Below are 16621 nucleotides of genomic sequence, written 5' to 3' on the forward strand. Positions count from 1 at the left end.
CACTAATTGGACTCTCTTTTACAAAACGCTCAAATATTGCTCCCAGCATTCACCATCTCCTCCGCTACTTTTTAGTTTGCGATCGCATGGCATTATTATCCGGCTATTTGTCACCTTGACAGGGCTAGAGTTAGGAGTTAGGAGTTCTCCTGTTTAACTTCTAACTCCCAACTCTTGTACAGACGCGATTAATCGCGTCTCTAGTACAGACGCGATTAATCGCGTCTCTACTCCTAACTTTTTTCACTCTGCACTCATAGTGTTACTGTATATGCGTCCCGAATACCAGGGACTTTTATAATCTCATCCAAAATGCCCTCTGGTAAAGGGTCATCTATACTCAGAGCCATTACGGCATCACCACGGACGATTTTACGACCTACCTGCATACTGGCAATATTTACATTAAAACTGCCGAGTAGGGAACCGAGTTTGCCGATAATCCCTGGCATATCGCGGTGCAGGGTAAACAGCATATATTTGCTCGGTGGGACGTTAATCGGGAAACCGTCAACATCAGTTAAATGGATTTCCCGCTCACCCAACAAAGCGCCGGTGACAGAATGAGTACCTAAAGTACCCGTGGCTTCTAGATGCAGTGTTCCCGCATAGTCTCGAATCGAAGCATCGCGGGTTTCAATCACCCGAATTCCGCGTTCTTTGGCTTCTATGCTGGCATTTACATAATTTACCCGTTCCCGCAAAGCTTGGAAAAGTAAACCTTTCAGGGCAGCTACTACCAAAGGCTGACTTTTGTTGGTTGCGAGTTCGCCCTGTAGTCGAATATTGAGTACTTCCACCCGTCCGCCAGCTAGCTGTCCTACTAGATTACCTAGAGTTTCTGCTAGTTGCATGTAGGGTTTGAGTTCTTCCAACACATCGGGGCCGAGTCCGGGAATGTTGACGGCTGAACGCGCTGGTAGTCCTAAAAGTACATCCCGAATTTGTTCAGCAACATCAATAGCCACATTCACTTGAGCTTCTGCGGTAGAGGCTCCCAAATGGGGAGTGAGGATGATTTCTTTACCTAGCGATCGCAATTCAGATTCACCCAGTGGTTCTGACTCGAACACATCCAACGCTGCACCGCCTATTTTACCCGCTTTTAGAGCTGCTGCTAAAGCTACTTCATCAATGATCCCACCACGAGCGCAGTTGATAATCCGGGCTGTAGGTTTCATCTTTGCCAAAGTTGTGGCATTGATTAAATGAGTGGTTTCTGGGGTTTTCGGGATGTGTAGGGTGATATAGTCTGCTTGCTGGAAGAGTAAATCTAGCTCAACTAACTGACAGCCAAGTTGTTCGGCTCGGTCTGTAGAAATAAAAGGGTCATAAGCTAGGAGTTTCATCCCCATTGTCTTAGCTACAGCCGCAACATGGGAGCCAATTTTACCCAAACCGACAACGCCGAGAGTTTTTTTGTAGACTTCCGCGCCGACAAAGCTATTGCGATCCCACGCACCGCGTTTCACCGAAGCGTTAGCATCGGGGATGTGGCGAGACAAAGCCAAAATCATCGCTAACGCGTGTTCAGCCGCAGCAATTGTGTTTCCCTCTGGAGAATTGACTACTACAATTCCCCGGCGGGTGGCAGCCGGAACATCCACATTATCCACACCCACACCAGCACGACCGATGATTTTTAGCTGAGTGCCAGCTTCAATGATTTCTTGGGTGACGCGTGTACTAGAACGAATCATCAGCGCGTCATACTCACCAATAATTTCGATCAGTTCTGCTGGTTTTAGACCTAGTTTGACATCAACGGTAGCAACTTGCGAAAGAATGTCAATTCCAGCTTGGTCAATAGAATCTGAGACAAGAACCTTAGACATGATTACTTCATTTAAAGCTACAGGTTTTGCTGCACAAGACTTTTTAGTTTAGTCTTTATCTGTCGCAATTCAGCAAAAATTATTCGTTTTAATATCAACTTAACCTTTACTTACGCTGCGTGCTGATGGTATCGGAGCGTGAGTTGCTCCCGGTAGGTACTGCCTCCTAAGTATTTGCAGATGAGTAGCTGTTTGCACCACCCTGTCGCTAAATATAAAGCATGAATAGCACTTAGTACCTATATATTTATTAATAGTTAAGAGTTACCAAAATTTTATCAGCTTAAGCAACTTCCTTGGTGGGGTAGAAACGCTTGTATTCTTGACTGGGCTGCAACTCTAGCTGAGGCAATGCTCTGCCCAACCAACAAACAAGCTAGTAACTTTTATATCTGTCGAATCTTGGCTGTTTCTCAATACCACAAGTGGTATCCCTTAGTCAAAGCAAAACATTGCATCATCAAGATAATCGGATTGTGAGAGTTAGAATGTAGGCATCAAATAAATTTTCTTGCTGATGATTCCGGCAGATTTAAGATTGTCTGGTAGTTAAAAGCTACTAATTAGTGTCAATAGAGTGCTTAATATACAGTAGTAAACTCGTAATTTGTCAAGCTAATTTTGAGAGTTTGTAGTAAGCACAAAGCGTGCTTAAAAAACCAGGACTAAAGTCCTGACTACGAACTTGTTCACGCCTCGTAACCAATGAGACAGACTACTAGTGACATCGATAGGCGAGAAATCGCTATAATTCTGGTGAGCCAAATAGAGCCAAATATCCTTTGAGTTTTGGGGAAACCACCCATGTTAGAGTACAACTTGCCAAGGTACTTGCCCTCAGCCGAGGAACTACCAGACTCTGATGAAACGCCTGTGGATAATGAACTGCAAGAATTGATACCAGGCTTGTTGAAGGCAATCCTGCTGATACTTTGGTCAGAACGCATGGATTGGCTCTTTGCCATAGATATGGGTATTTATTATCACCCTGATAAACCGGCCATTGTGCCAGATGGGTTTTTGAGCTTAGGGATAGAGCGGTGTTATGATGAGGAACTGCGTCCCAGTTATGTACTGTGGGATGAAAACGTTGTACCGATTTTCGTGCTAGAAGTAGTTTCCCAAAATTATCGCAAGGAATACACTACTAAATTGGATGAATATGAGGCTTTAGGTGTACTTTATTACGTAATTTATTCCTCTCGTCGTCGCCGCAAACCGCATCTGGAAGTACATAAATTAGTTAATGGTAAGTATGAATTGCAAGAGGGAAACCCCGTTTGGCTACCAGAAATTGGCTTAGGAATTGGTTGCGAAAGGGGAAATTATTCCGGTGTAACGCGGGAATGGATGTATTGGTATGATAAGCAAGGAAAACGGTATCTCACGCCCGCAGAACAAATAAAACAAGAAGCACAACGCGCTCAACAAGAAGCACAACGCGCTCAACAAGCAGAACTACGCGTTCAACAGTTGGCAGAACAATTAAGAGCGCTCGGAATAGATCCAGATAATCTGGCTTAATGGAAATATTTTGCAATATTTTCAACACAACCTAAAAATTAGGTATCGTTAGATTTATCTAACAGAATTCAGGAGTCAGGAGTCAGAATTCTGTTGGGTATTCTGTACGACACAACGAATAGTTCAGTGCATCGCTGGCGGATAGCGCAGCGTAAAGCCAACTCTTGGAGACGCTCTTGCTAGCTTGCTTCCACGTTCGCCGAGCGTGCCGTAGGCAAGTGGTACGGCATAGCTACGCTTAGAGCGAGTCTGCGATAGCGCAGCGTAAAGTCAACTCTTGGAGAGGCTCCGCCAACGGCATGGCTTGTCTACGACACGCTACGCGAACGCTTAGAGCGAGTATTCGAGCGTCGCGTCTGAATAATCGGCGTTTTTGCACCCCACCAAATTGAAAATTTGGTGGTGCAACAATTCAGTCGCGGGTCTGAATCCCCGACTGATAGCGCAGCGTTAGCGATAGCGTAGCGTCGGAACGAGCGTCTTGATTGCTGACCGGAGCTAACGGAAACGTCTTTGGCTTTGCTCCTGAATTCTGACTTCTGAATTCTTTTTCAAGTATTTTTCATAAATGATTGTTGAAATATCTACATCTCATCAATTAGATTGCACACACTTGATGCAATTGCGCCCATGTAACTTGGCAGCATATAGCGCTTGATCTACTACTTGCAATAACTCATCAGTGGTTTTTCCATGATCTGGAAACACGGCCACTCCACCCGAAACCGTCGTATATATTTCCTTACCTCCAGATTCCAACCGCGCAGCTTGAAACGATAACCGGATTTGTTCGGCGTGGTGAAACGCTTTCTCCTGTGTTAGCCCAGGTAAAGCCAATACAAATTCCTCACCACCATATCGGCACACAATGTTTTGAGAATCACTATAGTTGCGAAGAAGGTCTGCAAATAGCTGAATTACGCGATCGCCAGCCTGATGACCGAATGTATCATTAATATTTTTAAAATAATCAATATCCATAATTATCAAGGCAACTCGATCACAATCCCGCGTTGCTCGTATTAGTTCTTTTGGAAATATCTCATCAAAATAACGCCGATTAAACAAGCCTGTCAGTCCGTCCCGCATAGCCTGTTCTTGTAACTGAACCTGTAACGTTTTAATTTCTAGTACCTGTTTTTGCAAATATTCATTCGCCTGTCGCAGTTCAAATTCAGTCTGATAACGTTGGGTAACGTCACGCAAAACAAGCAAACGGCCTGTTAACTGCTTGCGCTCATTGTGCAATGAGGTAATTAGCAACTCTACATAACTTGGAGTTACCGAATCTATGAATATCTCTGTTTTGACACTTTCATGAGCATGGTATAGCCTGATGATTTCTGGCCATTTTGCCAGAACTTGAGCAGCAGGTTGTCCAATATGCTGCTTATTTACCCCAATCAGATGTTTTAGCGCCGGGTTAAAGTCAATAATCCGGTTTTTGGCATCCAACACTAGCACACCGTCACTCATATTCTCAATCAACGTGTCTCTAGCTACAGGAACGAGGTCAAACATCCTGAAGCGAAAAAGGCTAACGAAATAGAACAGTCCGGCCAGCATGAAGCTCATGGGAGTGATATTTAGACCAGGAGGAGTGAGGCGGAGCATATACAAGCTAGCGCCTAATATTGGTAATACTGCACCAGCTAATGCCATGCTTGACTGCCGACGAGACAGAACTGATGGCAGTAAGGCTTTCTGAATCAGCATTACTACACCTGTAAGCGTGTAGAGGTAAACGCAGGCCATGATCCAAAAAAAACCAAGATTATGTTGATAAATCACAAAATTAGTTCCTTTGGGATCTGGCAAAAAGCCAGACCAGACTAAACCATGCCATTCGTTTGTTGCTACCAAAATCACATTGAAGGTAGGGATAGCCCATAGCAACGCAGTACTTCGAGGCGTTAGCCAACGATTTTTATTCGTGAAGTGCATTGCAAAGATGAGGAAGAGTGTAATTACACTGCCTGAGCCGACATACTCCAGCTTTGACCAAAATATTTTTTCTCGGAGGAGAATTGCTGCTGCTTCCATTGCTGCAACTGTAGCGTATCCAGCGATCGCTAGCATCATCGAAATGAAAGGCTTGCTAGCCGAAGAAATTGAGCGACGCTGCCAAGCTGCAAACGCAACAGTAGTTGAGATGATTACAGTAACGCTCAGAATACCAAAGTAGAGATTGTACTGAAAAAGCATGATGACGAAGCATTTAATAGCTGATCTCAACCTTATGAGATAAGTTTGAGCAAGTAATTTTTATAATTACTTCAAAGCGGTCAAGTTACAGCATAATTCTGAATTCTGAATTCTTACAGAAAAATTATTGCTTTTTAGGAATAACGTTCCTGATCCCACTTTTAGTAGAAACAGTATCACCTTGGTAACGAGGGATGATATGAATACTGGCGTGCATAATATTTTGACCTGCGGCTCGATTGATATTCATTCCTACATTCAAGCCATCAGGTTTAAATTCTGCTTTGAGAATTTCTTGTACTTTGTTCACCATAAACCAGCAAGCAGATTGCTCTTTAAATGGTAGTTCAAAATAATTGCTAACATGACGTTTAGGAATAACTAAAACATGACCTTTAGTTATGGGATAGCCATCAAATATCGCATAAGCAGTTGCTGATTCCGTTAATAGGGTTAGATTTTTATGGGGATTACAGAATATACAATAATTAGATGAATTTCGATGATGATTATAGTGAACATACTCATATAATTCCCGATACTCATCTAAACAAACTGAAGTAAAGGGAAGTTTGACAATACACTGATAGGTAGGCTTTTTGTGGACATAATGTTCTCGAAAGCCTTCTTTTTTAATATCCCTTCTTACAGCATAATAAGCTTTGCCTCCTGGTTTTAATAAGTGTGATATTTCCATGAGAACATTAGCTTGTTCTTCAGTAAATAAAACATTTAAAACATAAAAGCAAATTATTGTATCAAATTTATTATCAGGATATTCTGGAAAATAATAAGGGTCATAGCCTGTAATATCAAAACCCTTTTGGCGCAATATTTTAACATCATTACCAAAGCCACAACCAAAGTCTAGTATTTTCCCTTGGAGAAGGTTTTGATTTAATAAAAACTGTGCCGGAAATGATAGATAACTTCTTTCGATCGCAGTCAGATGGCTGAATTGATTTTTTTGCTGTTTCATAGAATTTTGGTGCTGATGTCCCAAAATTATTATTCCCAGCATCCCTTGAGGTTATGCCATCGCATCAGGGTCAACACCTAGCTCACGTAACTTAGCTGCTAATATATCAGCACGTTGGCGTTCTTGTTCGGCACGTTGGCGTTCTTGTTCGGCACGTTGGCTTTCCTGTTGGGCACGTTGGCGTTCTTGTTGGGCACGTTGGCGTTCTTGTTGGGCTTGTTCGCTGCTCCACAACAGCAAATTTCCTTCTGTATCCCACCAGCGCAGCCAGTTCATGGTTTGACATAATCTTTCACCTTGCCAAATTCCGAGAAATAACTCTAACTCAGGAATCCAGTAACGTCCATTGGCGTCTGCTTGCTGCAAAGTATATTGTCCATTTTGCAAGCACCGTAGTTCTATGCTTGGTTCGTAAGGGTCGTAGGTTACGTAGGTTGGAACTTGGAGAATCTTTTCGTAATAATAGAGTTTACCGTAGGGTGGAGTTGAACGGACTGATAATTCTCCACCTTCTGTGTCTGAGAGAAATTCCATCACTACAGCCACAGCAGCGCCTTCTAAATTTGGGGTGTAGCTGCGACGAACTACATTTATTCCCACAGACTGCACTTGAGGTACGTAAAACCAGTCTGGTGCTTTAACGACAATTTTTTTGTTGACTGTGGCTACAAGTCCAAAATTAGAGCCAATCAGCATTTGGGGTTGGATGCGTCCTGTGCTTCCCAAAGCATCGGTAAGCGCAGCAGCGATCGCGGGTTGTTGAATATTTTCCACTGGATCGTCAGGTAAAATGAAGTCGGCTGGAAGTGCTTCCCAAGTAACTGTTGGTTCTTTTTGGATGGGGTTAACTTGTAGAACCATAAAACTACTCCTAATATCCATGCACAGTATATTAGTTATTTTTAACAAATCTTCAGGTAGCATCGCCCTTAAGCTAAAAACCCAGAATCTGGAAATATTTCTCTGACAGGTGTATATACTCGTAGTCAAGCACTTAGCAGGCGTGAGTATGATAGTTGAGTGGTTCACTCTCTGGATAGGTCAAAAAACGGTTGGATTTCTTGTCAAAACTATTATCAGCGAAGAATTTTTCAAAGATTTAGTCAAGGACTACGCTAAAGATTTTTTCAAAAATATTTTTAATAATGCTGTAACCGCGCCCTTTAAGCAAGAACCGCTTATGAAAGCTGTAGTTATGGCGTTGACAGAATTTTTGCAAGCGATGCAGCAACAGTTAAAGGTTCGTTGCAAACTTTCGGAAGCTGAAATTAAAAATTACGCTGAAGATATCAATAAATTTATCCGTGATAAGTCGGTTAAAGAAATTCTTGGTCAGGCTTTTGATATTAAATGTGATTCTCTAGATGTTAAAACATTAGCAGATAGTTGGAAAAGACTTCAACTCCAACCTCTACCACCTAAATTTAACTGGCAAACAATTACAGAGCAGTATCTCATACAAGTTCAAGATATTCTTTCGGATACAGAAGAGTTACGTTATATTTTGGAACTTCAAAAATTATCCAGTATTGATAAGACTTTAAAAGAAAACGCTGAGATTCCCAAGGATTTTAATTTACCGCAATATTTAGAAACTATTCGTGAACGCTATGGCAATCTGAAGTTAGATAGTTTAGAAACTACAGCCCGCGAACATCCGGTAAACTTATGGCAAATGTTTATCCCGCAAAATGCGCGTCAAGTTTATCAGGTTTTACCAGAACTGCCTAAAGAATATCTCCGCAGGCTACAAAAAAGTAACCAATTGGATGTTGAGTTTGAAATAGAAAAATTTCAAGAAGAAACAGAACGTTATCAACGCAATTATTTTGAACAGCCAATCCGTTCAGTATTAGATGTTATCCGAGATAAGCAACGCAAGAATTATCTAGTTATTTTAGGCGATCCTGGTTCCGGCAAGTCCACATTGTTGCAATATCTAGCGTTGGATTGGGTAGAAAAAACTCTCGAACAGAATGATTTTAATCTGCCAATTCCTTTGCTGATTGAATTACGCAATTATATGCGCGATCGCGATGCGGGTAGTTGTAATAATTTTCTCCAATTTTACCATAATAGTCCCAATTGTTTTTATCACCTTAATCAGCATAAATTGCATGAGCAGCTAAAGGCTGGTAACGCTTTAGTCATGTTTGATGGTTTGGATGAAATCTTTGAACTGGCGAAGCGGGAGGAAGTAATTACCTGTATTCATCGCTTCACTAATGAATATCCCGATGTGCAGGTAATTGTCACTTCTCGAATCATCGGCTATAAGCAGCAACAATTGCGAGATGCAGAGTTTCGGCACTTCATGTTGCAAGATTTAGAACCAGCACAGATTCAAGATTTTATCGAACGTTGGCATGATAAAACTTTTAGTCAAGCCGAAGAAAGAGATAAAAATATCAAACGAGAGCGTCTACAAAGAGTAATTAATGAATCAAAAGCAATTGCCGAACTAGCACAAAATCCTCTGCTGTTAACCATGATGGCAATTCTCAATCTCAAGCGAGAATTACCCAGAGATAGAAGTGAACTGTATAAAGATGCTTCAGAGGTTCTGCTGCATAATTGGGACGAGGGACGCAATTTAAAGCCGGATGAACGTCTGGACATTATTGATTATAAAGATAAACAGGCAATGTTGCGTCAAGTTGCTTATCAAATGCAAACCAGTGAAAAAGGTTTAGCTGGCAACATTATCTATGCAGATGATTTAGAAACAATCTTCACTAAATATCTGCAAAGCATACCAGTGAGTGATGCCAGAGATAAAGCCAGACGGTTGATGAAACAACTGCGCGATCGCAACTTTATTTTATGTTTCTTGGGTGCAGATTACTATGCCTTTGTGCATCGGACTTTTTTAGAATATTTCTGTGCTTGGGAGTTTGTCTGGCAGTTTGAGAAGGAACGCAGTATTACAATTGAGGATCTCAAAACTGAAGTTTTTGGCAAACACTGGCAAGATGAAACTTGGCATGAAGTGTTGCGGCTAATTGCGGGAATGATTGATGCGAAATTTGTTGGTAAAATTCTTGATTACTTAATGGTGCAAGATGGCGAAGATAAAAAATTTATTAACCTGTTTTTAGCGGCTAAGTGCCTTGCAGAAGTGAGAAATTGCTCGGTAATTGCGTCAACAGCTAATAAATTGCTTGACAAGCTACAAGACTTAACTAAATATGACCTCTGGTACTATTACAGACCTGATGAATATGAAGAAACTAAGTTAGTTCAGGAAATTCGCACTCAAGCAGTTGCAACAATCGCCACAATTTGGAAAGATAACAGCGATACCTTACACTGGCTCAAAGAACGCGCTACTGGTGATAATGAATGGGATGTGCGACGTGCAGCCATCCAAGCATTAGCCAGCAATTTCCCAGATGACTCGGACACCCACTCGATTCTCAAAGACCGCGCCACTACTGATAATGGATGGGATGTGCGAAGTGCAGCCATCCAAGCATTAGCCAGCAATTTCTCAGATGACCCGGACACCCACTCGATTCTCAAAGACCGCGCCACTGCTGATAATCATAGATATGTGCGACGTGCAGCCATCGAAGCATTAGCCAGCAATTTCCCAGATGACCCGGACACCCGCTTGTGTCTCAAAGACCGCGCCACTGCTGATGAATCTGGGTATGTGCGAGGTGCAGCCATCGAAGCATTAGCCAGCAATTTCAAAGAAGACCCGAACACCCGCTCGTTTCTCAAAGACCGCGCCACTGCTGATAAATCTGGTGATAAATTTGGGGATGTGCGAGGTGCAGCCATCCAAGCATTAGCAAGCAATTTCCCAGATGACCCGGATACTTGCTCAATTCTTAAAGACCGCGCCACTGCTGATAATCATAGATATGTGCGAGGTGTAGCCATCCAAGCATTAACAAGCAATTTCCCAGATGACCCGGATACTTGCTCAATTCTTAAAGACCGCGCCACTGCTGATAAATCTGGGAATGTGCGAGGTGCAGCGATTCAAGCATTAGCCAGCAATTTCAAACATGACCCAGACACTTGCTCGATTCTCAAAGACCGCGCTACTGCTGATAAATCTGGGGATGTGCGAGGTGCAGCCATCCAAGGATTAGCCAGCAATTTCCCAGATCACCCGGACACCCGCTTGTTTCTCAAAGACCGCGCTACTGCTGATAAATCTGGGGATGTGCGAGGTGCAGCTATCCAAGGATTAGCCAGCAATTTCCCAGATCACCCGGACACCCGCTTGTTTCTCAAAGACTGCGCCACTGCTGATGATGATCAGAATGTGCGACGTGCAGCCATCCGAGCATTAGCCAGCAATTTCAAAGATGACCCGGACACCCGCTCGTTTCTCAAAGACCGCGCCACTGCTGATAATGAAGGGAATGTGCGACGTGCAGCTATCCAAGCATTAGCCAAATACTTCAGAAATCAGCCTGAGTTGTTTGAAATTTACTACAACTGTGCTGTAAATGACTCCTTTGAAGGTAGCTATGATCCTCGGTTTAACCCCAATCCTCGCCAAATTGCACTGGAGATAATTATCAAGCAATTTCCTCAACATCCCCAGACTTTACCACTGTTACGCGACAGAGCAGAGAATGACCCAGATGAGCAGGTGCGAAACTTTGCTCAACAGAAGTTGGCAGAATTAGAGAAGTAAAAGAGTTTCAAAAATATGAACAACACAGAAGTTCGTCAACAAATCAACCAATACTTAGATGGATTGTCTTCAGAACGCCTGGAACTGGTTGCTGACTTCTTAGCTTATCTAGCAGATAAAGAAAGTGAAGACGCTACCCAAGAGTTATTTGATAATTCGTAATTCGTAATTCGTAATTCGTAATTATGTTTCAGAAGAATGAAATATACAATCGTTATTCAGTGGTCTGATGAAGATGAGTGTTTTGTTGTGAGTCTTCCTGAATGGGGAGAGTTTTGTCATACTCACGGAGATACTTACGAAGAAGCTTTCAAAAATGCTCAAGAAGTTTTAGAAATGCTGATTAAATCATCTTTGGCTGACGGTCAAACTCTACCAGAGCCAAAAACACTAGAAAAGTCGTTAAAATAATTCGTAATGACGCTCCTGCGGACGCTCGTTCCTCGCTACCGCTTCGCTAACGCTAACGCTGCGCTAACGTAATTCGTAATTCGTAATGACGCTCTCTACGAGATGCTGCGCGTAGCTTGCTTCCCCGCAGGAGTATGCAGACTCGCTAACGTAATTAAGTATTAGATTACATCATTAAATGAAAGTGTAGGTATTTGATTATAAACTTCTGCATTTTCTTCAAGAGCTTGACGTATATCGTATTGCGTTTGTAAATTTAACCAAAACTGAGCGCTGTTACCAAAATAGCGAGATAAACGCAAAGCTGTATCTGCTGTAATAGTACGTTTTCCAGATAAAATTTCACTAATTATTGTCTGAGCTACACCTATATCTTTGCTTAATCGATAAGGGGTGATATTTAGTGGCTCTAAAAATTCTAGTTGTAGGATTTCTCCAGGGTAGATATTTGGCAGACGGTTGTTGTTCATGATTATTTCCAGGCGTCAGTGATAATCTACTATTTCAACTACATAAGCATTGTTCTCATCCGTCCACAGAAAGCAGATTCGCCATTGCTCGTTAATACGAATACTGTACAGTCAAAGTGTCGCGTTGACAGATATCCCGCCCATAACTTAAGTTCTGGGCTAATAGCTCAAGTCCACTCAAGTGGACTGAAATCTTCCCATTGACAGAGTTTAGCCATCGACATCGCTTAAAATCTTATATTTAGTCCTCTTGAGAGGACTTTAGCTATTAGCCTCGGAATTTATTCCCAGGCGGGTTAGCAACGAAGCGTCAGATTTATTTGATGTTGGTAATGACAAGCTGTTCTAGACTGAGGGCATTTTGGCGTTCGCGTAGCGTGTCCTTTAGGACAAGGTATTGTGTGTGCCGCAGCTACACCCGTCGTTGACATCGCATTTACTTTGGGAATCATATACTTAGCAACTCTTGCTACTGACTCTCTACTATCCCCAGGTAATTATACGATGGCCGATCGCAATATTACAGGCACTCTTTCCCCAGAAGATATCCAAGAAATTAAAGCAGCGCTACAAATAATCCAACAAAAGATGCCCTTTCTCATTGCTTTAACTGCACAAGAACGCCGCAAGTTATTCAAAATGGGCGATAAAAGCCTAGCTTTTGTTACCAATAGCGTCAACGCTGCTCAATCTAACCGTGAAATTCTCCCAGCCAGCTTTGATATTGAGCAATTTATCCAAGATTATCAACTAGCCACCACACTCAGCGAACTTTTAATCTCAATCCGGCAACTCACCGAACAAGTAGATGATACCCTGTTGGCAGTCGGTAGCGAAGCGATGCTGGGCAGTTTGACAGTTTATGATTACGTCAAGACAGCAGCGAAAAAAACTCCAGGCTTAAAAACTCTAGCAGAACTGTTGAGCGATCGCTTTAAGGCTATTAGTAAAGGCAGAGCTGCAAAAACTTCCGGCTCTTGATAAATTAATACTTGTTAATGAGTATTGGAACTGGATTCATCCACCTTTGATACTCGTTAACGAGTCTTTGACCTAGATTAATCCACCTTTTATACTCGTTAATGAGTCTTTGAGCTAGATTCATCCACCTTTGATACTCGTTAATGAGTCTTTGAGCTAGATTAATCCACCTTTGATACTCGTTAATGAGTCTTTGAGCTAGATTAATCCACCTTTGATACTCATTAACGAGTCTTTTAACTCCATTCATCTACTTTAGTAAGGTGGAATGTCACTTACTTAACCTGGATTTATACCATTTCACTTTGAATAATGATACAAATACGCTGGTAAGGGCACAGCATTGCTCATTGGTGTCAACTTAACGTGAAACCCTTGCAATGACGTTATATCAAGCCTACTCAATTACTAATTATGCCCTCGCAACCCCACCCCGCTTTTGTCTAGCGACAAAATCTCCCCTCCCCGTTCACGGGGAGGGGATTAAGGGGAGCCAGTGCGGTCTTGGGGTTCACCTGCGTGGAGCCGGATAGCGTGTGGGGTAAAACGCCTGTGGGATAAGCGTTTTAGCTTAAGTTGACACCAATGGGCATTGCGCCTTGCCCCTACGATAGATGTGGTTGAAATCAAGGAAAACTGCTGTAAAGTTTTGATTACTCCTGGATGGGCTAGATGCCCACCCTTAATTGTTATTGCAATGCCTCAGCAGTCTTCTTCTTATCCAACTTGAGAATTAACACACCCAAAGGTGGCAAACACAAATCCAGCGAATAAGGACGACTGTGCAAAGACCAATCATCCGTCCACTTACCGCCTAAGTTGCCCATATTGCTGCCGCCATACTGACGCGCATCGCTATTGAACAACTCAGTATAAAATCCCTTTTGCGGTACACCGATGCGATAGTGAGAATGGGGTTGCGGTGTAAAATTGCAAACCACGATCGCAAAATCATCAGAATCCTTGTCACGACGCATGAAAGAAACTACACTATGGCGATTGTCGCTACAGTCAATCCACTCAAACCCAGGTTCAGCAAAATCCTGAGTGTACAAAACTGGTTCAGAACGGTAGAGATGGTTCAATTCCCGGAAAAACGTTTTTAACTGTTGGTGGGCTTCATGCTGTAATAAATGCCACTCCAAATCTGCCCAAGCATTCCACTCACTCCACTGCCCAAACTCCATGCTCATAAACATGGTTTTCTTACCTGGGTGAGCAAACATATAGCTAAATAAACAACGCACATTAGCTAACTTCTGCCATGTATCCCCCGGCATTTTGCCGATGATATTGCTCTTGCCATGCACCACTTCATCGTGAGACAAGGCCAGCATGAAGTTCTCGCTGTGGTTGTACCACATACTAAAGGTGATATTGTTTTGGTGGAACTGGCGGAACCAAGGGTCCATGCTGAAGTAATCCAGCATATCGTGCATCCAGCCCATATCCCACTTCAAGTTAAAACCAAGTCCCCCTGTGTAGGTGGGCCAAGATACCATTGGCCAGGAAGTAGATTCTTCAGCAATTGAGAGAATACCGGGGAAATAGCTAAAGATAATGTGATTTACCTGACGCAGAAAATCTGCTGCTTCTAGGTTTTCTCTGCCGCCGTACTGATTGGGCAGCCATTCTCCTGGTTCGCGGCAATAGTCGTTATAGAGCATTGAGGCAACAGCATCGACACGAATCCCGTCAATGTGGTACTTGTCAAACCAAAAGAGGGCATTTGCTGCTAGGAAATTACTAACTTCATGGCGACCGTAGTTGAACACCAAAGTACCCCATTCTTTATGTTCGCCTTTGCGGGGGTCAGAGTGTTCGTACAAGTGGCTACCATCAAAGAAAGCTAAACCATGTCCATCTTTGGGAAAGTGACCAGGAACCCAATCCACAATTACCCCTATATCATTGTGGTGACATTTGTCAACAAAATACATGAAATCTTCGGGGGTGCCAAAACGGGAGGTGGGGGCATAGTACCCAGTTACTTGATAACCCCAAGAGCCATCAAAGGGATGCTCCGCAATGGGTAGCAATTCTAGATGGGTGTATCCTAATTCTTTGACATAAGGAATGAGTCGGTCAGCTAGTTCCCGGTAGGTAAGGAAGCGTGCGCCGGGCTTCAGTTCGGAAACGACAACTACAGGTTCAGTTTCACCATTTGGCAGTTTAGCAGGTTCGGCACTCGAAGCGTGTAACCAAGAGCCTAAATGCACTTCGTAGACTGAGACGGGCTGGGTGAGGGGGTCAGTGTGACGCCGCTTTTCCATCCAGCTTTCGTCATCCCAACTGTAAGAATCTAAATCAGTGACAATGGATGCGGTTTTCGGGCGGGGTTCTTGCTGGAAACCGTAGGGATCAGATTTTTCGTAAATGTGTCCTTCAAAATTTTTGATTTCATATTTGTAATGCTCTCCCACACCGATTTCAGGAATAAACAATTCCCAAATTCCGGTAGGGCCTTTACGCATCTGGTGTTTACGCCCATCCCAGAGGTTGAAGTCTCCCAGCAATGAAACATTACGGGCGTTGGGTGCCCAAACTGCAAAATAAACGCCTTTAACGCCGCCTATTTCCGTGGGGTGCGCTCCCAATTTTTCGTATATCCGGTGATGGTTGCCTTCACTAAACAAATGCAAGTCAAAGTCTGTCAAGTTCGGAGAACGGAAAGCATAAGGGTCATAGGTGACACGCTCATGTTCCCCTTCTTTAATCCGTAACTGGTAGTTTGCCAGTTCTGGAGTATCAATCGTGCATTCAAAAAAGTGAGGATTATGCACTGTTTGCATTGGGTATTCCTTCCGTTGTTCAGGAAGAACAACCCATACTGCACTTGCATTTGGTAAGTAGGCTCGCACAACCCAGACAGTTTTGCCATCTTGTTGTATGGGATGAGAACCTAATATTTCAAACGGATCGTTATGCTGATTCCAAACGATGCTGTTAACCTGTTCAGGGGCGATCGTGGTCATGGACATGAAGCTACCTAAGTGATATAACGTGATTGACTAAATCTACTTTTTTAATATCTATATATATTCTTTACATTTATTTGCAATTTTGTCGCCACCGTTATCCTACATCAGAATGGGGAATGGGGAATGGGGAATGGGGAATGGCGAATGGGGAATGGCGAATGGGGAATGGCGAATGGGGAATGGCGAATGGGGAATGGCGAATGGGGAATGGCGAATGGGGAATGGCGAATGGGGAATGGCGAATGGGGAATGGCGAATGGGAAATGGCGAATGGGGAATGGCGAATGGGGAATTAGGCAGAGGATGAATGACTAATGACTAATGACTAATGACTAATGACTAATGACTAATGACTAATGACTAATGACTAATGACTAATGACTAATGACTAATGACTAATGACTAATGACTAATGACTAATGACTAATGACTAACTATATTGAATCCTGAATCTGTCTTATAAGATACAAAAAATTAAATTATGAGGACAATGTTTACCAGGAATTTAACTCCTGTCCGTGGGTTTAAGTCCCCCGGTTCAATAAAAATTTTGTTTTGTGTTGGGGTTAAATCCCCAT

13 protein-coding genes are annotated in these 16621 nt (G+C 42.8%); 6 read left to right on the forward strand and 7 right to left on the reverse strand.

Going from position 1 to position 16621, the window contains the following annotated elements:
• Positions 1-254: 254 nt before the first annotated feature.
• Positions 255-1835, reverse strand: coding sequence for a phosphoglycerate dehydrogenase (gene serA, locus LC586_RS30545; RefSeq protein WP_229489062.1), 1581 nt, complete (start codon positions 1833-1835; stop codon positions 255-257).
• 804 nt (positions 1836-2639) lie between these two features.
• Between serA and LC586_RS30550 the strand changes: the two genes are divergently transcribed.
• Positions 2640-3359 (forward strand): Uma2 family endonuclease, encoded by a 720-nt coding sequence (locus LC586_RS30550; protein ID WP_229489064.1) that lies wholly within the window; start codon positions 2640-2642, stop codon positions 3357-3359.
• 594 nt (positions 3360-3953) lie between these two features.
• On the opposite strand, the gene LC586_RS30555 is transcribed toward LC586_RS30550, so the two are convergent.
• The 3 genes from LC586_RS30555 to LC586_RS30565 form a co-directional block, all read right to left on the reverse strand.
• A complete protein-coding gene (locus LC586_RS30555) occupies positions 3954-5564 on the reverse strand; it encodes a histidine kinase N-terminal 7TM domain-containing diguanylate cyclase (protein WP_229489066.1) in 1611 nt (536 codons plus the stop codon).
• Positions 5565-5688: 124 nt separating this feature from the next.
• Complete coding sequence (locus LC586_RS30560) at positions 5689-6543, reverse strand: HIT family protein (protein ID WP_229489068.1); 855 nt, start codon at positions 6541-6543, stop codon at positions 5689-5691.
• A 51-nt stretch (positions 6544-6594) separates the two neighbouring features.
• On the reverse strand, positions 6595-7404 hold the full coding sequence (locus tag LC586_RS30565; RefSeq protein ID WP_229489070.1) for a Uma2 family endonuclease: 810 nt from the start codon (positions 7402-7404) through the stop codon (positions 6595-6597).
• Positions 7405-7552: 148 nt separating this feature from the next.
• On the opposite strand from LC586_RS30565, the gene LC586_RS30570 reads away from it, so the two are divergent.
• The 3 genes from LC586_RS30570 to LC586_RS30580 are packed head-to-tail and all read left to right on the forward strand — an operon-like array spanning position 7553 to position 11611.
• Entirely contained in the window at positions 7553-11200 is a 3648-nt protein-coding gene (locus LC586_RS30570; protein ID WP_229489071.1) for a HEAT repeat domain-containing protein, read from the forward strand.
• Positions 11201-11215: 15 nt separating this feature from the next.
• Entirely contained in the window at positions 11216-11362 is a 147-nt protein-coding gene (locus LC586_RS30575; RefSeq protein ID WP_229489073.1) for a hypothetical protein, read from the forward strand.
• A 36-nt stretch (positions 11363-11398) separates the two neighbouring features.
• The gene (locus LC586_RS30580; RefSeq protein WP_229489075.1) at positions 11399-11611 is read left to right on the forward strand and encodes a type II toxin-antitoxin system HicB family antitoxin; all 213 of its coding nucleotides are present in this window, start codon (positions 11399-11401) and stop codon (positions 11609-11611) included.
• Between the two features lie 161 nt (positions 11612-11772).
• Here LC586_RS30580 and LC586_RS30585 read toward each other — a convergent pair whose 3' ends face one another.
• The gene (locus LC586_RS30585) at positions 11773-12081 is read right to left on the reverse strand and encodes a HigA family addiction module antitoxin (RefSeq protein ID WP_229489077.1); all 309 of its coding nucleotides are present in this window, start codon (positions 12079-12081) and stop codon (positions 11773-11775) included.
• A gap of 504 nt (positions 12082-12585) precedes the next feature.
• Here LC586_RS30585 and LC586_RS30590 point away from each other — a divergent pair.
• On the forward strand, positions 12586-13062 hold the full coding sequence (locus LC586_RS30590) for a hypothetical protein (RefSeq protein WP_229489101.1): 477 nt from the start codon (positions 12586-12588) through the stop codon (positions 13060-13062).
• Between the two features lie 4 nt (positions 13063-13066).
• On the opposite strand, the gene LC586_RS30595 is transcribed toward LC586_RS30590, so the two are convergent.
• Both LC586_RS30595 and glgB read right to left on the reverse strand, forming a co-directional pair.
• Positions 13067-13312, reverse strand: a complete 246-nt coding sequence (locus LC586_RS30595; RefSeq protein ID WP_229489080.1) for a hypothetical protein — start codon at positions 13310-13312, stop codon at positions 13067-13069.
• Positions 13313-13751: 439 nt separating this feature from the next.
• Positions 13752-16043: a 1,4-alpha-glucan branching enzyme gene (glgB, locus tag LC586_RS30600; protein ID WP_229489082.1), complete on the reverse strand. Its 2292-nt coding sequence runs from the start codon at positions 16041-16043 to the stop codon at positions 13752-13754.
• A gap of 123 nt (positions 16044-16166) precedes the next feature.
• On the opposite strand from glgB, the gene LC586_RS30605 reads away from it, so the two are divergent.
• Positions 16167-16358, forward strand: a complete 192-nt coding sequence (locus tag LC586_RS30605) for a hypothetical protein (protein WP_229489083.1) — start codon at positions 16167-16169, stop codon at positions 16356-16358.
• The last annotated feature ends 263 nt before the right edge of the window (positions 16359-16621 follow it).

Source organism: Nostoc favosum CHAB5714 (genome assembly GCF_020829495.1).
Taxonomy (GTDB): domain Bacteria; phylum Cyanobacteriota; class Cyanobacteriia; order Cyanobacteriales; family Nostocaceae; genus Nostoc; species Nostoc favosum.

Bases quoted from the DNA above. Each gene is read 5' to 3' on its own strand.
- LC586_RS30555 (WP_229489066.1), bottom strand. From the start codon at position 5,564: ATGCTTTTTCAGTACAATCTCTACTTTGGTATTCTGAGCGTTACTGTA.
- LC586_RS30575 (WP_229489073.1), top strand. From the start codon at position 11,216: ATGAACAACACAGAAGTTCGTCAACAAATCAACCAATACTTAGATGGA.
- LC586_RS30560 (WP_229489068.1), bottom strand. From the start codon at position 6,543: ATGAAACAGCAAAAAAATCAATTCAGCCATCTGACTGCGATCGAAAGA.
- LC586_RS30605 (WP_229489083.1), top strand. From the start codon at position 16,167: ATGGGGAATGGGGAATGGCGAATGGGGAATGGCGAATGGGGAATGGCG.
- LC586_RS30570 (WP_229489071.1), top strand. From the start codon at position 7,553: ATGATAGTTGAGTGGTTCACTCTCTGGATAGGTCAAAAAACGGTTGGA.
- LC586_RS30585 (WP_229489077.1), bottom strand. From the start codon at position 12,081: ATGAACAACAACCGTCTGCCAAATATCTACCCTGGAGAAATCCTACAA.
- LC586_RS30565 (WP_229489070.1), bottom strand. From the start codon at position 7,404: ATGGTTCTACAAGTTAACCCCATCCAAAAAGAACCAACAGTTACTTGG.
- LC586_RS30595 (WP_229489080.1), bottom strand. From the start codon at position 13,312: ATGAATGGAGTTAAAAGACTCGTTAATGAGTATCAAAGGTGGATTAAT.
- LC586_RS30550 (WP_229489064.1), top strand. From the start codon at position 2,640: ATGTTAGAGTACAACTTGCCAAGGTACTTGCCCTCAGCCGAGGAACTA.
- glgB (WP_229489082.1), bottom strand. From the start codon at position 16,043: ATGTCCATGACCACGATCGCCCCTGAACAGGTTAACAGCATCGTTTGG.
- LC586_RS30580 (WP_229489075.1), top strand. From the start codon at position 11,399: ATGAAATATACAATCGTTATTCAGTGGTCTGATGAAGATGAGTGTTTT.
- serA (WP_229489062.1), bottom strand. From the start codon at position 1,835: ATGTCTAAGGTTCTTGTCTCAGATTCTATTGACCAAGCTGGAATTGAC.
- LC586_RS30590 (WP_229489101.1), top strand. From the start codon at position 12,586: ATGGCCGATCGCAATATTACAGGCACTCTTTCCCCAGAAGATATCCAA.